This is a genomic window from Paenibacillus sp. 11B, assembly GCF_030487755.1.
GTDB classification, from domain to species: domain Bacteria; phylum Bacillota; class Bacilli; order Paenibacillales; family Paenibacillaceae; genus Paenibacillus; species Paenibacillus vandeheii.
Map to the genome: position 1 here is coordinate 44550 of NZ_JAUKNS010000009.1, position 20306 is coordinate 64855.

Consider the following 20306-nt stretch of genomic DNA (forward strand, 5'->3'; position numbering starts at 1 on the left):
TACTAGTATGTGGATAACGATTCAAGGTTGAGATCCTCATACTTTACTTATACGGATAAGTGATCCGTGTTCGTTTACTTTTTCAGACTATCCCAGTTTTGTTGCAATGCATCAAGCAGGGCTTTTTTGTCAGATTTGCCTGCCACATACGCTTGAATCGTGCTGCCGAATTCTTGTGGAACACCTTCAGGGAAACGGTTGAAGTTCCAGCTTAACGTTTTATTTTCCTGACTGTATTTCATAATATCAGTTGCGAGGTCACCCAGATCCTCTTCGGATGCCTGAATTGAGCTGAACGCAGGGATAAACTTGAATTCTTTGGTCATGTATTGTTTACCGATATCCGATGTCACGAGCCATTCCAGGAACTCTTTCGCTTCCGGTTTCACTTGCGAATTCTTGTTCACAACCCAGTAGTTCGGTACGCCAACGAACAATTTGTCATTCGGTTCATTCGTAATTGGCATTGGTAGAATGCCGAGATTCAGATTCGGATCAATTCCATCAATCTGTACCTGAGTCCAGTTCCCTTGCTGCATCATCGCCGCTTCTCCACTTGCAAACAGAGTCACTTGTGTATTGTAATCAGTTGTCAGTGGGTTTTTGTTGCTGTATTTCAGCGTCAAGTCGAGCATGTTCATCCAATCTGTGAACACTTGGTTACCAGGGATTTTCTCTGTGCCTTCGTTAAGACCTTGGATAAATTTCACCGGATCTGCCTGATTCGCAAATGCCACGTTTACGTTATGATTCCCGAGTACCCACCATTCCTGATATCCATTGGAGAACGGGGTAATACCTGCGGCTTGAAGTTTCTGTGCAGCCTGATCCAATTGTTCCAATGTGGTTGGAATTTCAGTGATGCCTGCTTTTTGGAAAAGGTCTTTGTTATAAATGAAGCCATAACCTTCCAGCGCCAGCGGTTGTCCATACAGTTTGCCGTCTTTGGTCATCGGCTCTTTGGCCACATCAAGCACATCTTTTACCCATGCCTCACCTGACAGGTCTTCCAAGTATTCGAGCCATGTGTCCAGTTCACGATATCCACCAACGTTGAAAATGTCCGGTTGTTCGCCTGAAGCGAACTTGGCTTTCAATGCAGCGCCGTAGTCACTGCCGCCACCCACAGTCTGAATGTCCAGCTTGATGCCTGGATGGGATTTCTCGTATTCCGCTTTGAGACGGTTAAGCGCTTCCGCAATTTCGACTTTATATTGAAAGATTTTAATGGTTTTGTCCCCTGCTGCTGCCTCACCGCCACCTTGGGCGTCTGTGTTAACAGGACTTCCACTCTTATCTCCGTTGCCACAACCTGCGAGCATTACGGAAAAAGCAATTAGCATAAGCAACGTCAACTTGGTCATTCTTTTCATACATACACTCTCCCTATAGTAGTTTCAGTATAACAGCTTGTTGGCTTTATTCAGCCACCGAGGAGCAACAGCGACCGAAAGCGCACATGATCCCGGAGCGGCCCGCTCTTGCATACCTCTTTGCCTTACCATTTTGCCTTACATCTTTTCTTACTTGATCTTCCCTTTTTGAACTTTTTGCACTTGTTCATTTCTCTTCAGAAGTCAGGCGCATGCTATGCGGGCATGACTCCCTTTGCACCCACCGTGCGAGGTCGGAGCGGAGGGATCATGATGCGCTGGAGGAGCGGAGCGCTCGCCTTTGATACTCGGTGGCTTCCTTGCCTTAATTCATTCAGGCCACCGAGGAGCAACAGCGACCGAAAGCGCACATGATCCCGGAGCGGTCCGCCCTCTCACTCCCCCACATGATCCCGGAGCCGCACAACCCCCTCGCACTTACCCTTTAACTGATCCGGCGGTAATCCCCTGAATGATGTATTTCTGCATCAGCAGGAAGAAGATAATAATTGGCATGATGCCAAGCACCAGTGCAGGCAGGGCTAGATCCCATTGCTTCGTATATTGTCCGAAGAGCGCAAAGGTCGCAATCGGAATGGTACGCAAATTGGAGCTTTGCAGAATCAGGGATGGCAGCAGATAGTCATTCCAGATCCAAAGTGTATTCAGGATAATGACGGTAACATACATCGGCTTCATGAGCGGGAATACAATCCGGAAGAACACGCCGTAAGCGGAGCTTCCATCCACTCGTGCCGCTTCCTCAATTTCGAGCGGAACCGATTTGACGAATCCGTGGAACAGGAAGATGGACATCGGTGCGCCAAAACCGAGATAACAGATGATGAGTCCGAACAGACTGTCGATCAGTCCAAGATTACTGGTTACAGTAACGAGTGGAATCATGATAGACTGAAACGGAATCACCATGGCGGCAATGAACATGCCAAACAGAATCCGGTTGAACCGGGTATCGCTGCGTACCATTCGGTAGGCGGCCATGGAGCTGATCAACACCAGCAGCAGATTGCTGACTACGGTGACGATGAGCGAGTTCATCAGCGCTGACGGGAATTTGATTTTCTCCCAGGCATTCGCATAGTTGCCCCATTGGAACACTTCCGGCCATGCGGCCGAATTGGTAAGCAGGTCACCGAATGTTTTGACCGAATTAACAAACAGGAAGTAAAACGGAACCAGGAACATTAAACCAATGAGTATCATAACAATCTCGGTTACAATGGTACTGAAGCGATAATTTTTTGACGTTTCCATCTATGCCTCCACCTCCTTGCTCTTCGTCACACGCACCTGAATCATGGTGATAATGGCAACGATTACGAAGAACACAAGTGCTTTGGCTGTACCGATGCCGTACCGATTGTTAACAAAAGCCTCATTGTAAATATTCAGTGCTACCGACTCTGTTGATCCAAACGGTCCGCCTTTGGTTAGTGACAGATTGAGATCGAACATTTTGAATGACCAGGAGATGGCAAGGAACAGACAGATCGTGACTCCCGGCATAATGAGTGGGAAAATAATGCTGCGCAGTACCTGCCAGCGGCTGGCACCATCAATTTCAGCAGCTTCCAGCAGATCGGGTGATACGTTGGTCAAGGACGAGATGTAGATGACCATTAGATAACCTGCAGTCTGCCAGACAAATACAATGACGATACCCCAGAAGGCGGTCGGTTCATCTCCCAGCCAAGGGAGGTTGAAGAAGGACCATCCGGTCACGTCGCCTACTGCTGAAAACCCTTTCACAAATATGAACTGCCAGATAAAGCCGAGCAACAATCCACCGATCACGTTAGGCATAAAAAAGATCGTGCGCAGAAAGTTTCTCGTCTTGAGCGGTTTGGTCAGGAAATACGCCAGGAAAAAACCGATCACATTGGTCAAGATTACACCAACCAAGGTGAAGCGTACCGTAAACCAAAACGCAGATAGAAACTTGGGATCATTCGAGAAAATTTGCTTGAAATTGTCGAATCCTACCCAATGAATGTTCGCTGACACCCCGTTCCAGTCGGTAAAGGAATACACCATGCCAAGCAGGAAAGGGACCACGATAATGAGAATAAAAAAGACGATGGAGGGACCCACGAACACAAGCTGCTGTAACAGCTGTGAAGATTTGCGATGCTTCATATCGTTCTCCCCTTCTATAGATGGATGAAATTGGTCTCTTGTTCTATTAAACCCCAATCTCGCGCAGGGAAACACCGACCCTGGTGAACAGTTGGGTGTAAAATATTGTCCTTTCTTAACCTGCAACCAGAAGGGGTGTCACGATGTCAAAATACTACAGTATTCGCACCAAGCTAATTGCTTTTATGCTCATTGCCACAACGATTCCATTGCTGGCATCCATCAGCATGACGTTCATCCAGACCAAGACCGCCCTGCGCGAGCAGGCTGTCGCCGAGAACAAACGCCTGATCTTTCAGGCGTCCACCAATCTGAACAATTACGTCGATAACGTGGCAAGAGCGTCGCTGGCTGTGTACAATGATCCGAATTTTCTGCGGAATTTGGCGAAAATCCCCGGCGACTATCGTGCAGTTGCCGAGGTATACACTACCCTGCAGACGATACGCTCGGCTGTGCCCGATGTATTCCAGCTATATCTGCACTCCTTTGCTGCCAATCAATCGACATTGATTGCAAATCCTTTCCCGAAGCGGGAAGAGCGCAAACAGGCCTACTCCGACACGCTTCATGGAAGATCGGACGACAAAAGTCAGGATATCTGGGTCGAATCAGCGCATCTTAGTCATTCCTACGGCTTTAAGGCGGCGTCAGCAGATGACCCTCCAAGAACAGTGATCACCCTCCACCGTGTGATCAAGGATGTGCCTTCGACCGAACGCTTGGGTGCGCTCGCCATCGATTTGAACATGGATACCATTGCCGAAATTTGCAGCAGATTGTATGATCCGGCAAAGGAACAGATCTATGTCATCGACAATCAGAACCAGATTATTTACGAAGGAAAGTCGGAAGTTAGTGGAACGGAAGCATTACGACAGGAGGCGGCGACTGAACTCAATTTGGCACGTTCCGACCAAGGGACAGCACAGACCGTGTCAGGGCATTTTGAACAAGATCATTCGATGTATGTGTACCAGCAGTTAGGCAGTCCATTTGCAAACTGGACCATTGTAAAACAGATTCCGAATGAAACGTTGTACGCAAGTGCCACCACATTAACGTGGAATAACGCCATGATCGCCCTTGCGGCGCTGTTATTGGTCATTGTGGCAACCCTGTTCATCTCGATTCGCATCACCGGACCCCTGAAGCAATTAATGCGTTATATGAATCAGATTCAGGCAGGACGCCTGCATGTGGATATCCGGTTAACGAGTCGGGATGAGATCGGTGTACTGTCTCGTCATTTCCGGGATATGATGGATACAGTGAACAATTTGATTTTGCGGGAATATCGCCTGGAAATTGCGAATAAAACGAATCAGCTTAAAGCGCTGCAAGCCCAGATTCATCCCCATTTTTTGTATAATACATTGCAATCCATCGGTACTTTGGCGCTTCAACAGCAAGGACAGCGGGTGTATGTGCTGCTCTCTTCCCTATCCAAAATGCTGCGCTACAGCATGCGTGACCAGACTCGGGTCACTTTGCACGAAGAAGCCGAGCATGCACGGCTCTATCTGGAACTTCAAAAAGAGCGGTTCGGTGACCGTCTGGAGGTCGAACTGGATTTTGCCGAAGATACCTTGCGCGCCGAAATGCCAAGAATGACCTTACAGCCTTTAATTGAGAATTACTTCAAGCATGGGGCCGATGTTCAGCCTGGCAAAGGCAGGATACGCATATCCAGTCACCGAACGCCTGACGATTGGATTCAGATTCATCTGGAAAATAACGGACCGTGCATCCCGGAAGAGAAGTGGTCCGAGATTCAGCGTAGCTTGCGTCTGGCATCCACATCCTCCGATTCCTCTCAGGAAATGGACGAGACCGAGTCGATCGGACTACGTAACGTGATGCGCAGGCTCCAACTGAACTCACCTCCGGGATACAATGCGACGCTTACGATCGGCAATCTGGAACCGAATGGTGTAGAGATTATAGTCAAACTATACGCGGGAGAGTGAACAACATGAAAGCCTTGATTGTCGATGATGAAAAACACGTCCGCGATGCAATTAAGCTGCTTGGTCAATGGGAAGCCGCAGGAATTGATACCTTGTATGAAGCGGCAGATGGTCACGAAGCGGTCGCTGCCATCACGGCTCATCAACCGCAAATTGTACTCAGCGATATGCGAATGCCTGGCAAGGATGGTATGGCACTGCTTGAATGGATATCTGTTCATGCCCCGCATAGCAAGGTACTGGTTATCAGCGGTTATGATGACTTTGAACTTGTCAGACATGCGATTCGATATGGTGGTACGGACTACCTGCTCAAGCCAGTCGAAGCAGACGAACTGAATTCATCTTTGTTTAGGGCAGTCGATGCCTGGAAAGAAGCCGATGCCGTTCGGATGCAGTCCACAAGACAATCCATGGTGGTCAATCAGATGCGTCCGCATTATCATGACAGACTGCTCACTGAGCTTGTCGTTGGACGTGGAAGCAACAATACCCAATTCCAGCGGCTGCGGGATGAATTAAATCTGCCCAAGCAGATCGACAGTTGCAGTGTGGCTGTCACCAGCCTTTCCCATCTCGATGCTCAATGTTTGGCAAAATATCGCAGCCAGCCTGATCTGCTCGTATTCTCCGTACTGAATATCTGTGCAGAGATGTTATCTCCACCTGCCGAAGGTGTCGTGTTTCGCCAGCTTGACCAACCGGATGAGGTCGTTCTCCTGTACTGGGGTCAGTGTTCATCCCTGCAAACCATTCTCGAAAAAGTGAATGATGGTCTGGAGCAGACCATCCAGCGCCGCCTTCATTTTGGAATATCCAGCTGTGAATTTCACCCTACCGGAACCTCGGGAGCATATCAGGAAGCAAGCTTGCGGTTATGGCGACGCAATGCCTTACAAATGAAGCAGTGTATTCACGATACATTGGAGTCCTCCATCGGAAACAAGGGGCTGCGGTTATCCGCCTTTGAGGAGTCCTTACGACTCGCGTCTATGAGCGGGCGCGCTACCAGCGTGTCCAATGCGGTTGCAGAGTGGATGGAACCCATCACCCGGCTCGATGTAGTAACAGCGGAGCAGATACAGCAATGGGTGGATGAAATGGAATGGATGATTGGCCGTTGGCTCGACGATGCCGCAGGCGCCCCACCGAAGGACGAAGATGAAGCGATAGAGGAACAACCGATTCCATTCGCCGAGTTACCTTTGGATCGTGAAGGACTGTTATCACTCCCTTTGCTTCGCTCTCTGCTGGAACAGCGGCTGCTCGCAGCCGGAAAGGCCCTCACTGCACATCATCACGCCACACCGGACCCGATGAGTGAGATTGCACGTTATATGGATGCCCATTATCAGGAGGACCTGTCTCTGCAGCAGATTGCTGCTCGGTTCTACCTGAGTCGCGAATATATTTCACGCAAATTCAAGCAGCAGTTTGGGCTAAACTGGTCGGAGTATTTGGGCAAGCTGCGAATCAATAACGCCAAGCTGCTGTTACAGAACCCTTTCCTACGAATTGCAAAGATCTCGGAGATGGTCGGCTATCAGGACGAGAAGTATTTCAGCAAAGTGTTCAAAAAAATGGAGGGTATCACCCCGGGGGAGTACCGCAAAACGTTGTCTGACGGAAATGCTTAATGAGTCTCCGGAAATATGTGAAAATTTCACTAAATAAAGCGTGCTCTATTCGTTGAATTGTAAAAGGGGCATCCCGCCATTGTTCATGGCTCTGGGATAGCCCCTTTTTCTTTTCTATGGGATCAGCGATCCCGCAGTATGACGGAAGGAACAATACGAATGTAGATCAACTCACCCGCCAATTCCACAATCGTCTGCGTTACAATTACAGCGGCAGCAATTGTGGCCCACTCCGGGGGCAGTGCTAGTGCCAATGGCAGAACGACGAGCGAATTTCGGGTCCCTGCACTGAAAATAACGGCCCTGCCTGCACCTGTATCCAATCGGAATAGAGCCGCAACCATTCTTGACAGGAAGGGCGTAACGATCAGAAAAATAATATAGATGGGCAGAACATCCACAATTACAGCAAAATCATTGTAAACCTTCCCGATCTGCGATGCGACAACAACAAGCAATGCCAGAGCCATCATGGGTACAGGCAGCCAAGCGGTCGCGTTCATCACCCGTTCTCCTCCGGCTTTGCCTCGGGTCAATACTTGCGTAAGAATAGCCAACAGCAACGGTATTACGATCAGGAATAGAAAAGCTTCTACGAAAGGCCCCACCTGCATGACCTGTGCTGCCTCCTTCCCAATGAACAACCACAAATATACCGGTAATAAAACCATTTGTATAACAAACAGGATTGGCGTTGCTGCCAGCATCAATTTCTCATTGCCCCGGCCCAGCTGTGTAAAAACAATGACGTAATCAATGCAAGGGGTAAGCAGCACCAGATAAACGCCTATGAGTACGGCAGGAGGTTGCGGAAATGCCAGGGTTAACAACCACACAACTACAGGTACAATGATAAAATTAGCGACCAGCAAAGCACCGATAAATCGCAGGTTGGACCAGGATTCTTTTAACTGTAAAAAAGGAATCTGTGCAAACATGCTATATAGCAAAATGGCAAGCACAGGCGAAACCGTATAATGCAGTGCTGTTCCCCATTCAGAGGTACCCAGTCCAATCGCTGCTCCTACAAGCAGGGCAGCAATATAAAACCACGTTTGTTGCTTCTCCATCGTTTCTCTTGTAAACAACCATCTTCCTCTCCCTCTGAGAAATTAGCCTTATGTCATAACATCAAAGTAATAATCGTACGTTTATAGTGAGTTGTAGTGAGTTGTAGTATATGTTATTGTCATATTAGAAAGCAGTTCTGGGTAATATGAAAATATCCGCAATGCGCTAACATTGCGGATATCCAGACAAAAGACCGATGGGTGACCACGGCGCGAATTTCAAATGCATGAAAAACCACCGAATTAAGGGGCCAACCTATCGTCGGTGGTTTTTCTTGTTCTTACGTGTCTTCTTTACGCTGAATAAAGTTCTCACGCCAGCACAAATACTGACGATCTTTAATAAAGCGTCCAGAATCTTCACGATCAAATCAAGGGACACGGCTCCACCTCCTTTCGGAGCAGCTTCGCCGTGTCTTCCCACCGATTACATTTGTCCTAAATTTGAGTATAGCAGATCGTTGTGAACGAATATAGATAAACTTACCAGCTATATTAATAAGGACAGAAGTCCTTTGTATTAACATATTTCTGCTTCAACCAGCGTACATTGAGACGTAACAAAGAGAATAAGAGAGCGGCAAACCGCAGGATAGCCAGACAACGATCCTGTGAATTTTTTGCGGCTTCTTATTAGAATGCAAAAGAACTGGGTATATTCATTGTAGACTGACCCGTGGTTCATTCATTTTTGTAAAACCAAGGAGGAAACTCAATGTCACGTAACAATCCGTACAAGTGGTTAAACGCGATTGGGTTTATCGCTGTTATCGTCGTAAACTACCTTTCCAACGCACTCCCGATCGGAGGCAGGACCAACAAGGAAGTTTCGGATATGTACCCTGTATTGCTTACCCCTTCGGGCTATGCTTTCTCCATATGGGGACTGATCTATCTGCTGCTCGCAGGCTTTGTCATCTATCAATTCGTTCCCTCTTCTTGGAAAAGGGACTCCATTACCCGTCTCGGTTACTGGTTTCTAGCAAGCTGTGCCTTTAATGTAGCGTGGATCTTTGCTTTTCAAAATCTCAAAATCGGCCTCGCGTTAGTCGTCATCGTTCTGCTGCTGCTATCCCTGATCATGTTGTATGTAAAGACGCGTGCAATCACCCTTCCCACAACTGCCGAAATCTGGCTCGTGAAGCTGCCGTTCAGCATATATCTTGGGTGGGTGAGCGTGGCAACCATTATCAATGCGGCTGTATTATTATATAAAGTCGGCTGGGATGGCTTCGGACTCAGTGAACCCACCTGGACTATCATCATGTTAATTGTAGGTCTGGTGCTGGCTGTACTGGTGAGCTTTCCTTACCGGGATAGTGTGTACCCACTTGTCTTTACATGGGCATACATTGCCATTGCACTCAAACAAAAAGACGTTACTTCCGTATATTATACGGCAATTATCATTGCGATCGTACTGGCCATTTATGCGGTATGGCTGTTCTTCGCCCGTAATCAGGATCGGGATTAATCCCGATCTGTTCATATAAAAAAAGCCGATTCTGGTCATGTGTGAACTGTGACCAAAATCGGCTTTTTATGTATCTTTATTTACTTGGAGAATATCAGTCTCCCCTATTTGAGGGCAATGACCTCGATTTCCACAAGAGCATCCTTCGGCAGACGGGCAACTTCAACCGCGCTGCGTGCCGGGTAAGGCTGTTCGAAGAACGTGCTGTACACTTCATTCACCGGAACAAAATCATTCATGTCTTTCAGGAAAACAGTCGTTTTCACGACTTTGTCCATACTCGTGCCTGCTGCTTCGAGAATAGCCTTCACGTTGCTCAGGGACAAACGAGTCTGCTCCTGTACATCGGCTCCGAATTCTCCCGTTTGCGGGTTCAAACCAAGCTGACCGGAAGTATAGATGAAATCGCCTGCTTCAACAGCCTGGCTGTATGGACCAATAGCGCCTGGCGCCTGATCGGTAGAGATTGGTTTTTTCATGGACGAGTTCTCCTTCATGTTCGTTGTCCTGCCACCGCGAGGAGACAAGCCTCGAACTCATTTTTGAAGCTTATTATACCACGATCCAACCCCAGGCACGAAAAGAAATGTCTATCCGCAGCACTCATTCCAATAGGAGAAACCACGATCATCTCAGGACTCATCCAACCCAAGTACATGGATAACGTCATTAGAATAAACATGTTTTCCCTTCGTTTGGACAAGTGCAATGTTCATCATGGCCCGGGCTATGGTGGAAGCCTGAATTGCCCGGTATTTATCCACTCTGCCTTTCATCCAGCGATCCAGAAATGTCATAACATGAGCTGCCAACTGCTCACCCAACCGTTTTTCTTTGCGATCTCCGAGGATTAACGATGGACGGAAGATATGCAGTGAACGGAAACCGATAGCCGATAACGCCTCCTCCATCTCTCCCTTGGTCCGACTATAAAATACACGTGACCCGGCATCGGCTCCCATGGAAGAAATGACGAGCATCTGGGATACACCGTGCTCTTTGGCAAGTTTGGCAGCTTTTACGGGATAGTGTAAATCCACTTGGCGGAAGTTTTCCTGACTGCCGGCTTTTTTAATCGTTGTGCCCAAGCAACAATATAAGTCATCAACATCGCGAAACAGATCCTTTTGCACCTCAAGTCGTTCCCAGTCCACGACATGCTGCTCCAGCTTTGGATGTTTCAATTCGAGCGGACGTCTGACCAATACACATATCCGGCCATAAGCCGGATTCTGAAGCAAGCTGCGTACGAGCAGCCCACCCACAAGCCCAGTGGCTCCAATCACAAGTGCTTGCCGTTCGTGATTTTCCAAGTGCATCCCTCCACATATCTCTATTTCAGAAGCACACGACGTCCAAGTGTAAACGTCAGAACCAGCATCGCTGCACCAACACCCACTTGGAATCCATAGGCGGAAACCCAGGTCAAGGCGTCCGGCCAGGTTTCCATTCTCTCATACAACCAGCCACCAATCAGCGGTCCAAGAAACGAGGTTACTCCGGTCAGAGCCGAATAAACGGCAACAAACATTGGTCTTTCGCTTTTCGGTGTATCTCCGATTGTAAAGTTGAAGGCAAGCTGGTTGAACCCTCCAACACCAATGCCGAGAAAGATATGAGATAAAAAAAGCGCTATCAAAACAGGCATAAACGACATCAATCCCCAGGACAGACAGGAGAGTGCAATGATCGGTAATGTCCAAAATAATAAGGTTTTGTTGCTGAATCTCGCGTTCAGATTGCCCCAGATATAGAATCCAGCCATCATTACAAGCGTCTGGACCACGGTGATGATGGATACCGTTTGATAATTAATGTTAAGCAGGTCAAGCATCACGTAGGAAAATAGCGGAACGATCAATGTCTGGATCAGTAACCAGGCCGCGAGGAACAGTGCAGCCTTCAGAAAGGAAGGATCCTGAAACGGCTTCTTGAACATGCGCCAGAAAACCTTCTCAGTTGAACGTTCAAATGGCACATCCGGATAAAAGAAATAAATTACCGTATTGGCGATAGCGCAAATCCACACAGGAATAAACAAGAGTAAGAAGCCCATTTCCCCAGGAAAACGGTCCAGAACGATACCTCCCGCAAATAAGCATACGCTTCCAAGTGCATTCAGAATCGTGTTTCGAATTCCGAAATAACGCCCTCTTACTTTGGCAGGAACGATGTCGCCAATCAACGAGGTCCAGATCATACCACCAATCGTATTGGCTATGAATGCAACCGTATACACACCAATATAAATGCCTACCCACCATTCCTTGGGAAACAGGAAGGGAATCAGTCCCGTCGAACTCCACAGGATGCGATGTATCCCCACAAACAATATAAGCATACGTTTGCGGCTCCGAATACGCTGCATCCAGTAAGCCGCTCCAATCTGGGCGATATTAACAAAAGTCGTAATGGCGAGCACAAAGCCAATATGTCTTGACCCGGCCCCAAGGTACAGCAGAAATCCGGTTAAAAATGGGCCTCCCAGCAGCGTCTGCAAAATAATTGCCGGTACACCCTCCCATGTTGCAATAGATAAATTCATGCGTTGTGTCGAACCCTTGCGCCGTGGTTTGCCTGCAAACGGAGGAGGGTTAACGTTGACCGTCTTCTGTATGGGGATACACTCCTTAGACCGGGTTTCAAGTGCCGGTCGATGCTAGTTGTCACCCCAAATTCTACTCACAGCGTGAAGGTTGTCAACTCATTTTTTCACGGTTCAACGGGAGATAGAGGTAGAAGGTACTTCCCTTGCCCTCAGCGCTTTCAAGTTCGATCGACCCGTCCAGTAATCTCGCCAAATCCCGACTGATAGACAGGCCGAGTCCTGTTCCCCCAAATTTGCGGCTAATGGAACCGTCAGCCTGTTGAAATGCCTCAAAAATGGATTGATGTTTATCTTTAGCAATGCCAATTCCCGTATCTTGCACCGAGAAAACAATCCATTGACTCAGAATGCCTGACTTCTTGATTTGCTTGGTGCTCACGGTGAGTGTAACCTGCCCCTGATGTGTAAACTTGATGGCATTGGACAACAGATTACGCAAAATCTGCTGGACCCGCTGGGGATCCGACCAGATGGTTTCTGGCAGCCCTGGCTTCTTGTCCAGTCGCAGCTCTACTCCCTTTTTCTCGGCAACCAGCTGGAAGTGATTCATGACATCTTCCGTGAGTTGTGCAACACTGATATCCTCCAAAACGATATCCAGTCTGCCCGCTTCCACTTTGGACAGATCGAGAATGTCATTGATTAAAGCAAGCAGTTCCTGACCAGAATCTTCAATCATTGCAGCAAAACGTGTGATATCCTCTTGCTCCATCGTATCACCGTTCTCGCTGATCATCTGGGCGAAATTAATGACACTGTTCAGCGGTGTTCGCAGTTCATGCGACATATTTGCCAAAAATTCCGATTTGTACTGCGAAGCAATCATCAACTGCTTGGCACGGTCTTCCAGCACAATCTGGGCCTTTTGCAGTTCTTCTTTCTGTACAGACAATAATCGGTTCGTGCTCTGAATAAGTAAAATCCGGTTCTGCTCATTCTGGAAATCGCGCAAAATAAAAGCAAAAATAAGACTAAGCAAAATACCCAAAGGAAGGGTATACGGCATAATATGCGAGAAAAAATATGCAGCCGGGATAACGCCGACGATAGCAATGTTCACACTATTGACCACATTTACAATCAAGGTGACGATGACACCTTTAACGATCAGCCTGTAGTCACTGCGTCTCATCCATATATTCAACCCTGCACACACCACGCCCAGAATCGACATATTAATAAGTGCAGCCACCGTAGCATCGTTGATACCAAAGGTTAACCGGGTCAGCCCAATCCCAACCCCTACGATAATAACGCTATAGGGTTGTCTATACGTCAAAACGGCAACAATTAAAGGAACGAAACGAAGGTCGAAGACCACTTCATCATTAAGCTGAAATCCAAATACGGTGCTGATCCAGCCTGCAAAAATGAACACAAACAACGAACTGATCTGTTTCACCCGTGATGAAGCACGTATTACGATGTATTTATAGAACACACTGGCAAGGTAAGCAATGGTAATTAGCATCCCCATATTTAATACGAACATTTTTGAAAATTGCATTCACTCACTCCTGTTGTCGTGTATTCATTGACAGAAAACCTGTAGTCCGTATACATCTATCATATCATGCCCGTTCAACCTTCGACATTTCTTCGTCGTCAAAAAAATGCACAAAAACACACAAATCAGGATTCAATTTGTGCGCTGAACGTAGTAAAATATATTGTTGTTCGATTTTATTTGCTGTGATCCAGTTCCTTGCGAACATGGATGAAAGGAGAAACGGTGTTGTGCACGTGTTAAAAAGTAAATCCTACTGGCTGTCGGTAAGCTTGATGCTTTCCTTGGCTGTCTTGGGAATGTTGTATGATATTCTGAATAGTCCGGAACGCGGTTTCTCTGTACTTGATTCCCCACTGGACCGGATTATCCCTTATGTACCTTCAATGTCCATTCCTTATCTGGGCTGGTATCCGTTTGTCTTCGGGGTGTTGGCTTATTTATGCGCCAAGGATCGGCTCACTTATTATCGCGTCCTGCTATCCATGAATATCTGTGTCTGGATCTGTTACCTGATCTATTTTAATTTCCAGACCATGGTGCCCCGTCCCGAGTTAACAGGTACAGGTCTCGGTGCATCTGTTCTTGGATGGCTCTACGGTCAGGATCGTCCATATAATTGTTTTCCAAGTATTCATGCCCTTCATTCTTATCTGGTTATGCGTGCTGTTCTTTCCGTTCAGAGCATCCGAAAGCAGGTGAAGGTGTTTGTTGCTGCCGGGGCAGCTCTGATTATACTATCCACCTTAATGATCAAACAACATGTAATCTATGACGCCCTGGGTGCGGTCATTCTGGGTGAATGCATTTTCACAATTATCACCGGGCTTTCACTGCACCGTCGCCGCAGAAAAGAATCGAAGTGGACAGAGCGGATCAGCTGACCCCTCGCTCCGACGAGTTCTGGAGATGCTGCTGCCGCCTCCACTCATCAATAAACAAAGTTGCAAAATAGGGATCCCACTGGGTCCCTTTTCCTTCTTCCAAAATAGATAGCGCTTTCTCATGGCTCATCCCATTCCGGTATGGACGATCAGACGTCATCGCATCAAAAGCATCAGCCACGGCAATGATACGGCCAAACAGCGGAATCTTTTGACCTGCTATGCCATCAGGATACCCTTTGCCATCATATCTTTCATGATGGGACCTTACACCCGGCAGGAAGTCTGCCATGGCATCAATCGGTTCAATCTGTAACAAAATACTCTCTCCAAGAACGGGATGTGTGCGAATGATGGCGAATTCCTCATCGGTGAGTTTCCCATCTTTCAATAACACTTCATCGGGTATGCCGATTTTCCCAATATCATGCAGCAGCGCTGATTTGTATAACAGATCTGCTTGTTCTTCATTCATGCCGCTCAGCTTGCCGATCATAATGGAATACTCTGCGACCCGCATGGAATGACCGGCGGTATATTTATCCCTTGCGTCCAACGCAGCCGCCAAGGTGGAAAAATAACTTTGCAGCAACTGCCGATTGCGTTCCTGTCTCATCTCAAGCCGATTAATCATCATATTGAATCCGGAGATGAGCGTTGAAAATTCATCCGCGTACAGATCGGGGGTTCTTCTGCCGAGGTCTCCCTCCTGAATCCGATTCATCTCCTCTGTTAGCTCCGCAACCGGACCGCGAACATCCCGTATCAGCAGCCAGCTACCCACAAGGGCAAAGCCCCCACCCAGCACAACGATAAGAACTGCCCACAGAATATACTCTTTAGCAAACTCGCTATCCATATACTGAAGACGGATTGATGTAGCCAGGAAGAACAGAAATAATGGGAATAAACCGATTAGCGCTGTACTCAGCTGAAATTTACGCTGAATGGACACCAGAACACGTCCTCCGAGAGATGGCTCCATGCCATGCTGCTCTTTGCCTCGGCGGCGAACTTCCAGCAGCAGCGGTCTCACCGTCCGAACGGTCAGAAAATATTCAATCAGGGCATGCATCACAGCGATTAATAAGGCACACGCAGCTGCAACTGCGACATATCCGTATGGAAAATCCAACCACCTTGTGGAGATCATCCATAACGTCAATCCGGCTGCCGGGAGTGAAAATCCAAGCATATGCGGACCCAAAATACGATAGATCGTTTGTCCCGGAAAACGGTGAATGGTTTCATACATTTTTGTCAATTCAGCCTTTTCATGATGCTCGGCGGCAAAGAATTGCCGAATGGGGCCAAGTTGTGCCCATAGTGTAATCAGTTCAGCAACAAGCATGAATAACAGTGAAATCAACACAATGATAATGAGGCGTACAAATTGAATGTTCGGTATTTGTAAGGTAGACACCATAACCACTGTACCTACCACAAAAACAGCCGCCATTGAACCGAAAAGATAATTTCGTATCAGACGAAAGATAAATGAACGGTATACTTCCACCCCAACCCCTCACTCTCTAGGTGTAACCAGTTCTCCCCATTGATAATGACAGAGGGAGATTTAAGGGTACAGTCTCCTATTTGTTATCGGTTACTCGGACTGAAAAAATTAATTCATTTCGCGAGTGGAAAACCTCCGTATTGAATGAACTATAAAACGTTTAGGTAATTTATATATACTCATGCAACCACATAAAAAAGACTGCTCCCCGTAGGGAACAGCCTGAAATAGCAAAACATTTTTTATCCTTTAATCTTGGCAGCCAGAATCATTGTACCCCGCGGCTCATCACCCATCGCATCCGGTTCTAGCGTAATCGCGACCGTGTCGTAGTCGTTGGCTGAGTCTAGAGTATAATATACCGCTCCCGTTCCATTATGGCTCAGGAAAGTCCCTGCATTTTGAGGAGTATCACCCTTGATCAGCCAAACCTGAAACGCCTCGTTGCCTTCCAGATTAGGCAAGTTCTCTGCCTGGACGACCAGGTGGGTGCCTTTGCTGTCAATGACGATGGTAGCCAAGCCTTGGGCCACAATATCCTGTGTCGCCGGGCTAAGCTTGACGGCTTCGCCTGTCTGCATTCCTTGCGCAGGCTGCAGAGATGAAGCAAGCTGCTCTTGCAGCTGCGCATTCTGTGCCTGTGCCTGAGCAAGCTGCTCTTGCACGGCCGAAGAGCCTGAAGCTTGCTGCTTCAGCGAATCGATCTGGCCTTGCAGCTGCCCGGCGTAGATGCCAAGCACGAGCGCCGCTGCCGCGAGAGCTGCGCTCGCTATGCGCCAGGCGCGGCTGCTGCGCGCACGCACGCGCCCTTGAGGCTGCCACGGCTGTGCCTGTGCAGCCTCTTCTGCCCGGGCTGCAGGCACCGCCGTCTCCGGCGGCAAGCCCTGCCCGGGCTGCGCCGCTTCTTGCTGCGGCGCAAGATCCGCCTGAAGCACCACGGGTGCTTCAGGCTCCGCAGGAGCAGCCGCCGGCTTCGTTCCGGCGCTCACCTGCGCGTGTCCGAGCACGTTGCCCAGCACACGTGCTCGCATGCCAGGCGGCGGGGCAACAGGTTCCGCCGCGAGTGGCAGGAAGCCAGTTACTTCCTGCAATTCCCTCACCTCCTGGCGACAAGACTCGCATTGGGCCAAATGCGCTTCAAATGCTGCCACTTCCTCCGCTTCGAGTCCTCCCAGCACATACACCGGTGCCAGATCAGACCATTCCTCATGTCGTTCTATCATGGATGTATGCCCTCCCTTCCCGCGTCCGAATGCATTTCAGCATCGGCGAGCAGCTTCTGAAGCTGTCGCATCGCAAGCCTGACACGGCTCTTTACTGTACCCAGCGGAATCCCGAATCTGCTGGACACTTCCTGTTGTGTTAAGCCCGCATAATAAATCGATTCAATGACCTGTTGCTGGTCACCATTCAACTGGGACAAGGCCTCCTTGATTCGGACACCTTCCCATTTCCGCTCTATTTCTTCTTCTGTATTTGTATGTTCATCGGCAAATGCCGCCAGTGTTTCGTTCTCCACTGAGCTCGTAGCTGCGCTTTTGGATTTTCGCCTCAGCATGTCCACTGCAATGTTGCGCGTAATGGCAAACATCCATGTGGTCAGCTTCCCCTGTGAGGCCTCATATCGTTCAGCATTGTTCCAAACGCGCAGGAATAATTCCTGGACGGTCTCTTCTGCGGTCATTGGATCACCAACGATCCGATAAGCAAAAGAATACACCGCCCGCTCATAGCGGTCATATAAAAGCTCCAGTGCGGAAGCATCTCGTTCCGCTATCTGCCGCATTAACCTGCTGTCCTCTATAGATTCAGTCATGCGAGGGCCCCTTTCCGTGTCATCCCTCCTATTATAACCTACGCAGAATCATTTGAAGAGGATTACCTTATTGAAGAAAAAATCTGAAATGTTTTCGCAATTGTTTTCAAAAAAAGCTTCAACCTTCCTTTTTATTGCAAAAAATTACAGCCTGTGGTATACTATTAGAGTTGGTAATTAAACAACCTCATATGATTTTCTGTCTTCTTTAAACCCCGGAATATTTTCTTCATGCTGCGACCGCAGCGAACATGCACATTAACCTATGAAGATTGAAGAACCTGAATCACAATAACCCGGTATTACAGAGTTTCACAAGATGTTCCCATTCACACTGGCGCGGTCATCGGAGCCGCAAGGACAAAAGAGAGGTAGGGCTTTTGTTGTTTTGGATGTCACTTATTCTTGAGAAGATTGAAAACATACACAAAGCACCCGGAATTGGGTTCCGGGTGTTTTTCCATGTCCACTTTTGATAAAAATGACCTGAACAAGCAAAAGGCGCCGATACAATCTCGGCGCCTTTCCTCGGAGTTGTATGGATCAACTCCCTGATTATGTTGCTGCTGCACGATTTAGATAAACATCGTTTTGGAGATAATGACCAGCAGGATGAACAGTACGAGAATGGTACCCATGGATCCCCAGCTTCCTCCGGCATGCCCATAAGAGGTTCCACAACCCTGATGACACCCATGCAGCATCGGAGCATGATTAGCATTATGAGCGTATCCGTAGCCATATCCCATTGGCATTGTTCCGTAACCATACCCGTATCCATGCATTTCATGCCCCATGTAACCTTGCATGTGCTCATAGCCTCCCACGTACCCGTATACGTGTCCCTGTCCGTTCGGTGAATTCGGTTTTACTTCGCTCATTGTTCATTCCTCCTTAACATTTGCCTACACCCCTAAGCTATGTATTCGCCCTACCTCTGGACCGGGCTATGGCCCTACTTTGACAAAATGGGCGTTTCTACTATTCATGTAGGCTTGTCCTCAAGTTAAAAAAAACCCCGCCAGTTACCTGGCGGAGTTCAAACCTATTATACCCAGAAAGATTTAGTGATGATAACGAGAAGAATGAACAGAACCAAGATTGCACCAGTTGATGTCCAGCCGCCGTATCCACATCCTACGCCTCCGACTTCGCTCATAGGGAACCCTCCTTTACTAAAGTATTAGGGTCCAAAAAGTCTATTAGATCAGGAATGCTTTAGAAATGATAACCAACAAAATGAAGAGAACCAAAATGGCACCAGTCGATGTCCATGCGCCACCAACACCGTAGCCTACTCCTCCAACAACTCCACTCATTGAAAACCCTCCTTTTATTTGAGGTACAGTTCACTATATGCAAAAATCATGCAGTAGATCGGGCTTTGGTTAAAATTGGGCAGGTTCACCCTAAAGACGGATCACTGTCTTTCTCTTTATACCGATGGAATGACAAAAAACTGCAAGCCCCCAACGGAGACTTACAGTATGTTAGATAAAACGATTGCACTTCTATTGCTGATAAAGACTTCCTTCCCTCAGTTCGGCCGTGCCTGACGGGAGGCCAGTTTGTCTTGAACAGATTGTAACTTCTGCACACTGGAGGCATCCGGTTTGTCCCGACGATCGTCAATCTTGACGGAGGTGGAGACTCGCTGAGCTCCCGATAGGAATGGAGCTTCGTGCAAAGCCGCAATCGCTGTAAAGACCTCATTGAGCGGACCTTCGATAATGGTACTCATGGAGGTCAACTGATATGTAATGCCCCGCTGATTTTCCAATACTTTCTGCATGTCCGCCACATAACTGCTCAAGCTGGTCGTCCCGGTGCCAATTGGAATTACGGTCACCTCTGCTATTGCCATTTTACTCCGCCTCCTCTGGACCCCGTAAGTTACCGGTGCCACTCATTTTTAGTCGATTTCTGCCTGTTTTTATTCTACCAGTTGAAGGAGCCACAATTCAAACTGACGTGATAACGTCATCCGATTTGATCAAAAATTTTTTTTTGATAAATCTTCAAATCTTCCAGTCCTTTTCCTTTGCGGAATCTCGGCTTAAATGGTATACTCGGAATTACGTTTCACTGTATTAACCCTGTTTACAAACACTATATGTTGGGTTACAGTGTGATAACAGCAACAAAATGTAGTGAAATTGAATTACCCCACTTCTATTAGTCATCTTCTGAAATCTCGCGAAAAACAGGATGAAATCACCTCCAAAGGCACGTCCCTGTAGGTGTAAATCGCTTTCTCGAAACAGACTTGACTCGGAGGTTAACGGGGCTATTTG

19 protein-coding genes are annotated in these 20306 nt (G+C 47.8%); 4 read left to right on the forward strand and 15 right to left on the reverse strand.

What is annotated here, in order from left to right; genetic code table 11:
- Positions 1 to 74: 74 nt before the first annotated feature.
- From Q0V21_RS29175 to Q0V21_RS29185, 3 genes are all read right to left on the reverse strand, one after another.
- Complete coding sequence (locus Q0V21_RS29175) at positions 75 to 1373, reverse strand: ABC transporter substrate-binding protein (protein WP_301881848.1); 1299 nt, start codon at positions 1371 to 1373, stop codon at positions 75 to 77.
- Between the two features lie 438 nt (positions 1374 to 1811).
- Complete coding sequence (locus Q0V21_RS29180) at positions 1812 to 2648, reverse strand: carbohydrate ABC transporter permease (RefSeq protein ID WP_301881849.1); 837 nt, start codon at positions 2646 to 2648, stop codon at positions 1812 to 1814.
- Positions 2649 to 3530, reverse strand: coding sequence for a carbohydrate ABC transporter permease (locus Q0V21_RS29185; RefSeq protein ID WP_024632174.1), 882 nt, complete (start codon positions 3528 to 3530; stop codon positions 2649 to 2651).
- A 143-nt stretch (positions 3531 to 3673) separates the two neighbouring features.
- On the opposite strand from Q0V21_RS29185, the gene Q0V21_RS29190 reads away from it, so the two are divergent.
- Together Q0V21_RS29190 and Q0V21_RS29195 are read left to right on the forward strand one after the other, a co-directional pair.
- Positions 3674 to 5500 carry a cache domain-containing sensor histidine kinase gene (locus Q0V21_RS29190; protein WP_301881851.1) on the forward strand — a complete coding sequence of 609 codons (1827 nt, stop codon included), beginning with the start codon at positions 3674 to 3676 and terminating at the stop codon, positions 5498 to 5500.
- 5 nt (positions 5501 to 5505) lie between these two features.
- On the forward strand, positions 5506 to 7137 hold the full coding sequence (locus Q0V21_RS29195) for a response regulator (RefSeq protein WP_301881853.1): 1632 nt from the start codon (positions 5506 to 5508) through the stop codon (positions 7135 to 7137).
- 122 nt (positions 7138 to 7259) lie between these two features.
- Here Q0V21_RS29195 and Q0V21_RS29200 read toward each other — a convergent pair whose 3' ends face one another.
- On the reverse strand, positions 7260 to 8207 hold the full coding sequence (locus Q0V21_RS29200) for an arsenic resistance protein (RefSeq protein ID WP_301882111.1): 948 nt from the start codon (positions 8205 to 8207) through the stop codon (positions 7260 to 7262).
- A 715-nt stretch (positions 8208 to 8922) separates the two neighbouring features.
- On the opposite strand from Q0V21_RS29200, the gene Q0V21_RS29205 reads away from it, so the two are divergent.
- Positions 8923 to 9681 (forward strand): tryptophan-rich sensory protein, encoded by a 759-nt coding sequence (locus Q0V21_RS29205; RefSeq protein ID WP_079348788.1) that lies wholly within the window; start codon positions 8923 to 8925, stop codon positions 9679 to 9681.
- Positions 9682 to 9785: 104 nt separating this feature from the next.
- On the opposite strand, the gene Q0V21_RS29210 is transcribed toward Q0V21_RS29205, so the two are convergent.
- The 4 genes from Q0V21_RS29210 to Q0V21_RS29225 form a co-directional block, all read right to left on the reverse strand.
- Entirely contained in the window at positions 9786 to 10160 is a 375-nt protein-coding gene (locus Q0V21_RS29210) for a RidA family protein (protein ID WP_024632179.1), read from the reverse strand.
- A 153-nt stretch (positions 10161 to 10313) separates the two neighbouring features.
- A complete protein-coding gene (locus tag Q0V21_RS29215) occupies positions 10314 to 10994 on the reverse strand; it encodes an oxidoreductase (RefSeq protein WP_301881855.1) in 681 nt (226 codons plus the stop codon).
- Between the two features lie 20 nt (positions 10995 to 11014).
- Positions 11015 to 12226 (reverse strand): MFS transporter, encoded by a 1212-nt coding sequence (locus Q0V21_RS29220; RefSeq protein WP_179132762.1) that lies wholly within the window; start codon positions 12224 to 12226, stop codon positions 11015 to 11017.
- A 154-nt stretch (positions 12227 to 12380) separates the two neighbouring features.
- A complete protein-coding gene (locus Q0V21_RS29225; protein ID WP_079348785.1) occupies positions 12381 to 13796 on the reverse strand; it encodes a sensor histidine kinase in 1416 nt (471 codons plus the stop codon).
- A 230-nt stretch (positions 13797 to 14026) separates the two neighbouring features.
- Here Q0V21_RS29225 and Q0V21_RS29230 point away from each other — a divergent pair, with 230 nt between their 5' ends.
- On the forward strand, positions 14027 to 14680 hold the full coding sequence (locus Q0V21_RS29230) for a phosphatase PAP2 family protein (RefSeq protein WP_179132761.1): 654 nt from the start codon (positions 14027 to 14029) through the stop codon (positions 14678 to 14680).
- On the opposite strand, the gene Q0V21_RS29235 is transcribed toward Q0V21_RS29230, so the two are convergent.
- The 7 genes from Q0V21_RS29235 to Q0V21_RS29265 form a co-directional block, all read right to left on the reverse strand.
- Positions 14673 to 16196, reverse strand: coding sequence for an HD-GYP domain-containing protein (locus Q0V21_RS29235; RefSeq protein ID WP_079348783.1), 1524 nt, complete (start codon positions 16194 to 16196; stop codon positions 14673 to 14675). The two genes, Q0V21_RS29230 and Q0V21_RS29235, sit on opposite strands and share 8 nt — an antisense overlap.
- A gap of 242 nt (positions 16197 to 16438) precedes the next feature.
- A complete protein-coding gene (locus tag Q0V21_RS29240; protein ID WP_079348782.1) occupies positions 16439 to 17419 on the reverse strand; it encodes an anti-sigma factor in 981 nt (326 codons plus the stop codon).
- Positions 17416 to 18012 (reverse strand): RNA polymerase sigma factor, encoded by a 597-nt coding sequence (locus tag Q0V21_RS29245; RefSeq protein WP_079348781.1) that lies wholly within the window; start codon positions 18010 to 18012, stop codon positions 17416 to 17418. The genes Q0V21_RS29240 and Q0V21_RS29245 overlap by 4 nt, the downstream gene beginning before the upstream one ends.
- A 575-nt stretch (positions 18013 to 18587) precedes the next feature.
- A complete protein-coding gene (locus Q0V21_RS33040; RefSeq protein WP_079348779.1) occupies positions 18588 to 18893 on the reverse strand; it encodes a hypothetical protein in 306 nt (101 codons plus the stop codon).
- A 167-nt stretch (positions 18894 to 19060) separates the two neighbouring features.
- Positions 19061 to 19171, reverse strand: a complete 111-nt coding sequence (locus Q0V21_RS29255) for a YjcZ family sporulation protein (protein ID WP_218671907.1) — start codon at positions 19169 to 19171, stop codon at positions 19061 to 19063.
- 43 nt (positions 19172 to 19214) lie between these two features.
- Positions 19215 to 19331 carry a YjcZ family sporulation protein gene (locus Q0V21_RS29260; RefSeq protein ID WP_208642743.1) on the reverse strand — a complete coding sequence of 39 codons (117 nt, stop codon included), beginning with the start codon at positions 19329 to 19331 and terminating at the stop codon, positions 19215 to 19217.
- Positions 19332 to 19549: 218 nt separating this feature from the next.
- Positions 19550 to 19876, reverse strand: coding sequence for an MTH1187 family thiamine-binding protein (locus Q0V21_RS29265; protein ID WP_079348778.1), 327 nt, complete (start codon positions 19874 to 19876; stop codon positions 19550 to 19552).
- Between the last annotated feature and the right edge of the window lie 430 nt (positions 19877 to 20306).